The sequence below is a fragment of the Bacillus sp. JJ675 genome (assembly GCF_036963165.1).
GTDB lineage: Bacteria > Bacillota > Bacilli > Bacillales > Bacillaceae > Bacillus > Bacillus glycinifermentans.
Genome location: NZ_JBALMR010000098.1, coordinates 1 through 10,766, shown reverse-complemented (window position 1 = coordinate 10,766; position 10,766 = coordinate 1). Strand labels below are relative to the sequence as shown.

Annotated in this window: 3 protein-coding genes; all 3 read left to right on the top strand. The window is 52.8% G+C overall.

The genetic code is table 11. From position 1 onward, the window contains the following. The coding region (locus tag V7126_RS22160; RefSeq protein WP_335499234.1) for a condensation domain-containing protein at positions 1 to 1,640 on the top strand (1,640 nt) is incomplete at its 5' end. A gap of 20 nt (positions 1,641 to 1,660) precedes the next feature. Then, positions 1,661 to 7,330, top strand: a complete 5,670-nt coding sequence (locus V7126_RS24160; RefSeq protein ID WP_438823818.1) for an amino acid adenylation domain-containing protein — start codon at positions 1,661 to 1,663, stop codon at positions 7,328 to 7,330. A 17-nt stretch (positions 7,331 to 7,347) separates the two neighbouring features. Then, a partial coding sequence (locus V7126_RS24155) for an amino acid adenylation domain-containing protein (protein ID WP_438823817.1) occupies positions 7,348 to 10,766 on the top strand: 3,419 nt, incomplete at its 3' end.

Genomic DNA, 10,766 nt, shown 5'->3' with positions numbered 1-10,766 from the left:
CGCCGCGAAGTGAGACCGAACAGCTGTTGGCGGATGTTTGGCAGGAGGTTCTCGGCGTCGAACGAATCGGGATCAGCGACAATTTCTTCACGCTCGGCGGGGATTCGATCAAAGGGATTCAAATGGCGAGCCGCCTTCAGCAGCACGGCTTGAAGCTTGAGATGAAGGATTTATTCCAGCACCCGACAATCGAACAGATCAGTTTTTATGTAGAGACGGCTGATGATAAAGCAATCGATCAGGGGCCTGTCGAAGGCGAAGTGATGCTTACGCCGATCCAGCGCTGGTTCTTCGAACGTGCGTTTACAAATGAGCACCACTGGAATCAGTCGGTTATGCTTCACGCGCCGTCAGGCTTCGACCCTGAGATTACCGGACAGGTTTTAAGCGGGCTGATGGCGCATCATGATGCATTGCGCATCATTTATAAGCGTGATGGAGAGAACGTTGTTCAATACAACAGAGGGCTTGAAGCTGCAGAGGTTCAGCCTGAGGTCATTCACCTGCACCAATCAGGCGCTGAATTGGAGGCTTCCCTTTTGGAAGAAGCCAATCGAATTCAAAGCAGCATCGATTTGTCGCAGGGACATCTGCTGAAAGCGGCAATCTTCAAAACCGGCCAAGGCGACCATTTGCTGATCGTCATTCACCATCTTGTCGTGGACGGTGTGTCATGGCGGATTTTGCTGGAGGACTTTGCGGCAGGATTGCTTCAAGCTGAAAAAGGCGAGCCGATCGTCCTTCCGGAAAAATCACATTCCTTTGCAGAATACGCGGCACGATTGAGTGAGTATGCCGGTTCCAAGACGTTTGCCAAGGAGATCGGCTATTGGGAGGAAATCGAGAAGACGGCGGCCGCGCCGCTCCCTAAAGATGCCGAAGCAGACGATAAGCGGATGCGCCATACGAAAACGGTTGAATTCTCGTTGACGAAAGAAGAAACGGAACAGCTCATGACAAAAGTCCACGAAGCGTACAACACGGAAATGAATGATATTTTGCTCACGGCGTTGGGCTTTGCCGTAAAAGAATGGACAGGACAAAGCGATTTCATTGTCACGCTGGAGGGACACGGGCGTGAGGACATCATTGACGGCTTGAATATGTCAAGAACCGTCGGCTGGTTTACGAGCCAGTTCCCTGCACTGATTCAGATGCGCCATTCCGATGATATGGGCTATCAAATCAAACAGATCAAAGAAGATCTGCGCCACATCCCGCATAAAGGAATCGGCTATGGCATCTATCGCTATTTAACAGAAGAAGGCCAAAAAAGCGGGCGGGTCAAACCGGAGATCAGCTTCAACTATTTAGGCCAGTTCACGGAAATGTCTGAATCGGGTCGGTTCATCCGGTCGAAACTGCCGTCCGGCGATCCTCTGAGCCCCGATACTGAGAAGCCGAACGCTCTTGACATCGTCGGTTTTATCGAGGACGGCGTGCTGACGATGTCGATCGCTTATCATTCATTGGAATTTAAAGAAAGCACAATCTCAACTGTCGCCGGCAGCTTTAAAGCTTATTTGCTGCAATTGATCGATCATTGTCTGACTCAAGATGGAGACGAGTTGACCCCGAGTGATCTTGGAGACGACGATTTGACACTTGAAGAACTTGATAAATTGATGGAAATTTTCTAACAAAACATACGAGGTGGCTTATGGGGAAACAAAAGATTCAAAAGGTATATCCTTTGACACCGATGCAGGAAGGGATGCTGTATCACGCAATGCTTGATCCGGAATCTTCCTCTTACTTCACACAGCTGGAGCTTTTCATAGACGGGGATTTTGATTTAGAGATCTTTGAAAAAAGCGTGAATCTGCTCGTGCGTTCTTACGATATTCTCAGAACGGTTTTCGTTTATCAGCAATTGCAAAAGCCGCGTCAAGTCGTCCTGGCCGAGCGCGGAACGAAGGTTCATTTTGAAGATATCGCCGGATGGGATGAAGCGCGGCAAAACATGCGCATCGGACAATATAAACAGGACGTTCAGAAAGCCGGATTTAACCTTGCGAAAGATATGCTCTTTAAAGTGGCGGTTTTCCGGCTTGCCGATCAGCAATATCAGCTCATCTGGAGCAATCATCACATCGTGATGGACGGCTGGAGCATGGGCATATTGATGAAGCGGCTTTTTGAAAACTATGAAGCGGTTCGTTCAAACCGTCCGGCTCCGCTTGATCAAGGCAGGCCTTATGCCGACTATATCAAATGGCTCGGCCGGCAAGACAAGGAAGAAGCCGGGGCCTATTGGGAAAAGCGCCTCGGCGATGTGGAAAGCCCGAGTGTCATCCCGGGCCGAAAAGCGGGAGAGGCCGAAGGGGTCTATCAGAATGAAGAGTTCACATTGGTATGGGAGCGGGATTTGGTCGATGCCGTCCAAAGGGCGGCCAACCGCTATAACGTGACGGCGCCTAATCTGTTTCAGGCGATGTGGGGAGCGGTTCTTGCCAAATACAATGCCGCAGATGACGTGGTGTTCGGCACGGTTGTGTCCGGACGCCCGTCCGAGGTCAACGGCATCGAACATATGGCGGGCTTATTTATCAATACGATCCCGGTCCGCTTAAAAATCGGGAAAAACGCTACATTTGCCGAACTTTTCAAGCAGGCGCAGCAGCATGCCATCGAAGCGGAGCAATACGATTATCTCCCGCTGTATGAGATTCAAAAGAGCTCCGCTTTAGAGGGCCGTCTCATCAGCCATCTGGTTGCGTTTGAAAACTACCCATTGGATAAAGAGTTGGAAAACGGGGCGATGAAGGAGCGTCTAGGCTTTTCCATCAAAGCGGGAGCGGCCTTTGAACAAACGAACTACGATTTTAACCTGATCGTATACCCGGGAACAGAATGGACGCTCAAGCTGAAATACAACAGTGCGGTTTATGACGCCTCCTTCATTGAGAAGGCGGCGGAGCACCTGACAAGGCTCGCCAGGATCGCCGTGTCCGATCCGGAATCACCGGCAAGGCGGGCCGGGATTTTATCAGATGAGGAACAAAAAGCGCTGCTTGCCTTCAATGATACAAAAACGGACTATCCGCGGGACAAGTCAATTCCGGAACTGTTTGAGGAACAGGCGGAACAGACGCCTGAAAAAGCGGCTGTCGTTTACAACGGATCGAGCATCACGTACCGCAGGCTCAATGAAAAAGCCAATCAGCTTGCGCGGCGCTTGCAGGAAAACGGCCTGACACATGGGGGAAGGGCAGCGGTCATGATGGAGCGGTCGCTTGAATCGGCCGTCGGCATGCTGGCGGTGCTGAAAGCAGGCGGCGCATACGTGCCGATTGATCCGGACTACCCCGAAGATCGAATCCGCTTTTTGCTGGAAGACAGCGGTGCAAACATCGTCGTCATCAAGCAGGGAACAAAGCGCTCTTTCGACGGGTATAAAACGATTGCGGCTGATGATAACTCGCTTGAACGTGAAGATTCCGCCAATCTTGAAACGATCGCGAAGCCCGATGATCTCGCGTACTGCATATATACATCTGGTTCGACAGGGAAGCCGAAAGGCGTCATGGTCGAGCACCGCAATATCGTCCGCCTCGTCAAAAACGCCGGATATATTCCGCTTCATGCCGAAGTGAACATGGCGCAGACGGGAGCGGTCAGCTTTGACGCCAGTACGTTCGAGGTGTTTGGCGCATTATTGAACGGAGCGACCCTCTTTCCCGTTCCGAAAGAAACGCTTCTTGATGCGAGAGCGTTCAAAGCGTTTTTGGAAGAGAACGGCATCACGACGATGTGGCTGACATCACCGCTCTTCAATCAGCTCGCACATCAAGATCCGAACATGTTCAATACCGCAAAAGATATCATCATCGGCGGAGATGCGCTCGTACCGGGCATCGTCAACAAGGTCAGGCGCGCATGTCCCGCACTCTCCCTTTGGAACGGCTACGGCCCGACGGAAAACACGACATTTTCGACATGTTTTTGCATCGACCGGGAATATGAGCACGCGATACCGATCGGAAAGCCGATTGCAAATTCAACGGCCTATATTCTTGATGACGAACAACAGCTTCTCCCGATCGGCGTGCCCGGCGAGCTGTGTGTCGGCGGAGACGGCGTGGCGCGCGGCTATTTGAATCGGCCTGAGCTGACCGCCGAAAAATTCGTCAGCGATCCATTTAGAGAAGGAGGGCGGATTTACCGGACAGGCGATTTGGCAAGACGGCTTCCCGACGGAAACATCGAATTTCTCGGACGGATTGATCACCAGGTGAAGGTGCGCGGCTTCCGGATCGAATTAGGCGAAATCGAAGCAAGGTTGGCGCAGCTTGACGGCATTCGTGAAGCAGCGGCCATCATCCGGGAAAACGATGCGGGCGAGAACGAAATCTGCGCGTATTATACGGGCGGTCGGTCAGCTGCTGACGTGCGCTCAGAGCTGTCCAAGCCGCTTCCTGAGTATATGATCCCGTCTCATTTCACCCGGCTTGAGGCGATGCCGCTTACGGCAAACGGAAAGGTCGATAAACGCAGGCTTCCTGAGCCGGCTGCAAAGGAAGCGGATGCCCTATACCAACCTCCTGAAAATGAAACGGAAGAAATTCTAGCCGCGATCTGGGAAGAGATTCTCGGCATCAAGCGACCTGGCATCGATGACAATTTCTTCTCAGTCGGCGGGCATTCGCTGAAAGCGATGATGCTTACGGCCAAGATTCAAGAGCAATTGCAAAAAGAGGTTCCTATCAAGATATTGTTTGAAACGCCGACGATCAGAGGGCTTGCCGAATTTCTTCAAGGGGAATCAAAAGAGGAAGTCGTCCATCCGATCGAACCAGCCCCGTCAAGCTCTTATTATCCGGTATCCTCCGCGCAAAGGAGGATGTACATTCTCAATCAGCTCGAAGAAGCGAGCACAAGCTACAATGTGCCGGCGGTGCTGCTGCTGGAGGGCGACTTGGACCATAACCGTCTCGAATCTGCGTTTCGGGCTTTAATCAGCCGTCATGAAACACTCCGGACTTCGTTTGCCGTCATAGACGGGGACATCGTCCAGCACGTTCATGAGGACGTGCCGTTTACGCTAACGGTTTCACAAGCGGAAGAAGCGGAGGCCGAGTCGAAAATCGACGGGTTTATCCGCCCGTTTCAACTGGATCAGGCGCCGCTCGTCCGGGCGGAGCTCGTTCAATTGGAGGAAAAGCGCCATCTGCTGTTGATCGATATGCACCATATTATTACGGACGGAAGCTCGACAGGCATTTTCATCCGCGATCTTGCGCAGCTTTACCATGGCGGCGATTTGCTTGCCCAAAAGCTGCATTACAAAGATTTCGCCGTCTGGCAAAACGAACAGGAACGAACGGGCAAGCTTAAAAAACAGGGGCAATATTGGCTTGACGTATTCAAAGGCGAGCTCCCTGTGCTGGATCTGCCGTACGACTATCCGCGTCCTGCAAAACGCAGCTTTGAAGGAGAGCGGGTTGTCTTTGGAATTGATAAAAAGCTTGCAAGCGAGATTCAGAGGCTCCTTTCCGAGTCTGATACAACGCTTTATATGTTTCTGCTTGCTGCGTTCAATATCTTTTTGGCAAAGTATGCGGCACAGGATGATATCATTGTCGGATCGCCTGTTGCCGGGAGAACCCATCCCGATCTGAATGACATCCCGGGCATGTTTGTCAACACACTCGCCCTCCGCAATCGTCCTGAAGGGCAAAAAACGTTCAAAGAGTTTTTGCAGGAGGTCAAAGAAACGAGCCTTCAAGCGTTTGCCGAGCAAAGCTACCCGCTTGAAGAGCTGATCGAAAAGCTGCCTCTGGAGAGAGACACGAGCCGGAACCCGCTGTTCAGCGTATTTTTCAACATGCAAAACATGGACATGGCTGCTTTGAGTTTGGGAGGCTTGCAGATTTCTTCCTATTCCGTGCGCCATCGCACCGCAAAGTTCGACCTGTCTCTTGAAGCCGTCGAACACGACGGGGAAATCGGTTTGAGCTTTGATTATGCGACCGCTCTATTTAAGGAGGAAACGATCAGGCGCTGGAGCGGACACTTCCTGAACGTGGTCAAAACGATCTGTGAAAACCCCGGCGTCAAGCTTGCAGATATCGATCTGCTTTCTGAAAACGAACGGAAGGCGCTGCTTGCTGAAGCAGTACACAGCAGGGCAGACCGGGGGGAAGACGCACCGTTTCATGAACTGTTTGAACGGCAGGTTGAAAAAACGCCTGAGCGGACAGCCGTCGTGTGCGGAGACACAAAGCTCACATACCGGGAGCTTGATGAAAAAGCCAATCAGCTTGCATACGTTCTTCGCGGAAAAGGCGCCGGCAAAGAAGATGTCATCGGCATTATGCTCGACCGTTCCGCTGATGTCATCGTCTCCATCCTTGGCGTCATGAAAGCCGGAGGCGCATTTTTGCCGATCGATCCGGAAATGCCGCCTTCCAGGATCCGGTATATGCTTGAAGACAGCGGAGCCAGCTTGCTGGTTACGGAATCAGCCTATCAAGCATCCCTTTCTGATATATATAAAGGGATATTCATAGATATTGCGAAAGACATTGATCCGGGTGTGAAGAAGGAGCGTCCTGATTCAGTCAATGACGGGGACAGTCTCGCCTATATCATTTACACATCGGGAACGACGGGCGCTCCAAAAGGCGTTCAGCTTGAACATTGCAATCTCGTGAACTATGTTTCCTGGTTTGTAAGCGAAGCGGAGCTTGCTGAATCGGATAAGTCGGTGCTCCTGTCATCCTTCGCGTTCGATCTCGGGTATACGGGCTTGTTTCCGGTCCTTCTTGCCGGAGGGGAGCTTCATATCATCCCGAAAGAAACATACACGGAACCGGACCGGCTATGCCGCTATATCAATGAAAAAGCGATCACATATATCAAGCTGACGCCGTCGCTGTTCCATACGATCGTGCAGACGCAAAGCTTTGCTTTATCTAAGGCGCTTGAGCCGCTGAGACTGATCGTGCTCGGGGGAGAAAAGATCAATCCGGCCGATGTGGAGCGGTACCATTTCCATTATCCGAAAGCCCGTTTTATCAACCATTACGGGCCGACGGAGACGACGATCGGCACGATCGCCAAACCGATCGATGCAGACGGGCTTAGCGAATTTGTCAAACGTCCGGCGATCGGGCGGCCGATTCCGGGTGCGGGAGCATTGGTATTGGATAAATCCCGCCGCCTTGTCCCCGCCGGAGCGCCGGGTGAGCTTTTTATAACCGGAAAAGGGCTTGCGCGCGGTTATTTGAACAAACGGGAGCTGACAGCCGAGAGGTTCATAGAAAACCCTNNTATCAAACGGGCGATCTCGTCCGCCGTCTTCCGAATGGGGAGATCGAATTTTTAGGACGTACCGATGATCAGGTGAAAATCCGCGGATACAGGATTGAATTGAAGGAAATCGAAGACGCCCTGAAAGAGTGCAGGGATGTGGAAAGAGCGGTTGTCCTCGCTTTTGCGCCGGATTCGGGATTGGAGGAGCTGTGCGCCTATATTCAGTCGAAACAAACAATCGCATCTTCCGAGCTGAGGGAGCATCTTTCCGAAAGACTGCCTGCGTACATGGTGCCGTCATACTTTGTCACCGTCGATGCGATTCCGCTGACGGCCAACGGCAAAGTTGACCGCAATGCCCTGCCTGAGCCGCAGGCGCCAAACGGCGAAAGCGACTCTTATGAGCCGCCGTCAACAGATCTCGAGAAAGAGCTGTGCCTTATGTGGGAAGACGTTCTCGGCATCAGGCCGATCGGTGCCGAAGACAACTTCTTCGATTTGGGCGGACATTCTTTGAAAGGGATGATGCTGACTGCAGATATTCAAGCCAAGCTGCACAAAAAGGTGCCGCTTAAAGCGCTTTTCGAATATCCGACAGTGCGCCGTCTTGCCCGCTATATCGAGTCGTCTGAAGATCAATCCGTACAGAGCGCGATACAGCCTGCTGAAAAAAGCGACTGGTATCCGGTATCATCCGCACAAAAACGGATGTACGTCCTTCATCATCTCGAAAAAAACGGCACCGGCTACAATATGCCGTCAGTGTTCTTGATGGAAGGCGACCTTGATATCGAGCGCTTAAAACGGGCGCTTCAGGCATTGGTGGATCGCCATGAGTCGCTGCGTACATCGTTTGACGAAATCGACGGCAGCCCTGTTCAAAAAGTCCATGACAAAGCGGACATCGAGCTGAAGGTCACGCCTGTTCAAGAAGGCGAAGCCGAAAAAGAAATCAGCCGCTTTATCAGGCCGTTTGATATAAGCAGCGCTCCGCTCATCCGCGCCGAGCTGCTGTCAGTCGGGAGACAACGCCACCTGCTGTTGATCGATACGCACCACATTATTGCCGACGGCGTTTCGAGAAGCCTTTTTGTGAAAGAAATTGCAAGGCTCTACAGAGGCGAATCTCTGCCTGAGCGTAAGCTGCATTACAAAGATTATGCCGTATGGCAAACCGGGCCCGTGCAGCGGGAAACCATTCGGAAGCAGGAACAATTCTGGCTGAACGAGTTTTCAGAAGCCGTGCCGGAACTCGGCCTGCCGCTGGACTTCCCGCGCTCTCCGGTGCAAAGCTTTAGCGGGGATCAGGTTCACTTTAAAACATCGAAGCCTGCAGCGCTCAACATCCGGAGGCTTGCGACGGAGACGAAAACGACGCTGAATATCGTCATGCTGGCCGTTTTCAATATCTTTTTAAACCGTCTCACCGGCCAGAAAGATATTGTCGTAGGGTCTGCGACTGCCGGCAGAACACATTCAGAATTGAAAGACATGCCGGGCATGTTCGTCAACTCGCTGGCTCTTAAAAACCATGTGCCGCAGGACGCGACATTCCGCGAGTTTTTGGAAGACGTTAAAAACAGAAGCCTGGCTGCGCTTGATCATCAGGACTATCCGTTTGAAGATCTGATTGCCAAGCTTGATCTGCCCCGCGATATGAGCCGGAACCCGCTTTTCAATGTCATGCTGACGGTGGAAGATCCTGATAAGGAAACATTCGATTTGGACGGTGTAACGATTAAGCCGTATGACATATCGCACGCCGCTGCCAAGTTCGATTTGACGCTGGGAGCGTTTGAGAAAGACGGCGAAATCGGTCTGCAATTCGAATATGCGACAGATTTGTTTAAGAAAGAAACGATCAGGCGCTGGAGCGGGTATTTGCTCAATCTGTTCGAAGCGGTTGCTGACAATCCGAATATCCGCCTTTCAGAACTCTCCCTGATCGACGAAACGGAAAAACGCCGGATCGTCGAAGCGTGGAACGACACGGCGCTTGACGTTCCGTCAGACAAAACGATCCACGAGCTGTTCGAAGCACAGGTCAGCCGCACGCCTGATCACGGGGCGGCGGTATTCAACGGCCGCCGCTGGACGTACCGGGAGCTCAACGCCCGCGCGAACCGTCTGGCCCGCCTGCTTACCGAAAAGGGAGCGCGGCCGGAACAGCGGATCGGCATCATGGTCAAGCCTTCCCTCGAAATGGCGGCCGGGGTGCTTTCGATTTTGAAAGCAGGAGCGGCTTATGTGCCGATCGATCCCGCCTATCCTGAACAAAGGATCAAATACATCCTGGAAGACAGCGGAGCGGAGCTCCTGCTGACGCAAACGGGTACAGCCGTGCCTCACGGCTTCTGCGGGGAAATGATTCTGCTTGATGCCGTGTTAACCGGGGAAGTGGCTTCAGAAGACGAGGTGAATCCGCAGTCAGAGGCAAAACCGGACAACCTGGCCTACCTAATCTACACATCAGGTACGACGGGTCAGCCGAAAGGCGTCATGGTCGAGCACCATTCACTTGTGAACTTGTGCTATTGGCACAATCACGAATTCGTTGTCACTGAGCGCGACAAGAGCGCGAAATACGCCGGCTTCGGCTTTGATGCATCCGTGTGGGAGATGTTCCCGTACTGGATCGCCGGAAGCGAGCTGCACATGATCGATGAAGCGATCAGGATGGATATCGTCCGCCTGAATCAGTATTTTGAAGAACACGGCATCACGATCACGTTCCTCCCGACTCAGCTGTGCGAGCAGTTTATGGAGCTTGACAACAAATCGCTGCGCGTGCTTCTGACGGGCGGCGACAAGCTGAAGCGGGTCGAAAAGCGCGGCTATACGCTCGTCAACAACTACGGCCCGACGGAAAACACGGTCGTGGCGACAAGCACGGCGATTGACCCTGACGAAGGAATGCTTTCGATCGGCAGACCGATCGCCAACACCCGCGTTTATGTGCTCGGAGAGCACAATGAGGTACAGCCTGCGGGTGTCACGGGTGAATTGTGCATCGCCGGCCGCGGCTTAGCGCGCGGCTATCTCAACAAGCCGGAAGAAACGGCGAAGCGCTTTACGGCAGACCCGTTTGTACCGGGCGAGCGGATGTACCGGACGGGCGATGCCGTTAAGTGGCTTCCGGACGGCCGGATCGAATATATCGGCCGGATCGACCAGCAGGTGAAAATCCGCGGCTTCCGGATCGAGCTTTCTGAAATCGAAGTGCAGCTTGCGAAGCTTCCAGGAGTACAAGAAGCAGCCGTCACTGACATCGAGGACGCGCATGGCAACAAAGCGCTCTGCGGCTATGTGACATCAGCCGAACCGCTTGATACAGGACGCCTCGCGGACCAATTAGCGAAGACGCTTCCTGATTACATGGTGCCCGCATATTGGGTGCAGCTCAGCGAGCTGCCGATTACGGCGAACGGAAAAGTCGACAAACGCGCGCTTCCACAGCCGGACCTTACCGTGCAGACAGCTGAATACAAAGCGCCGCGAAGTGAGACCGA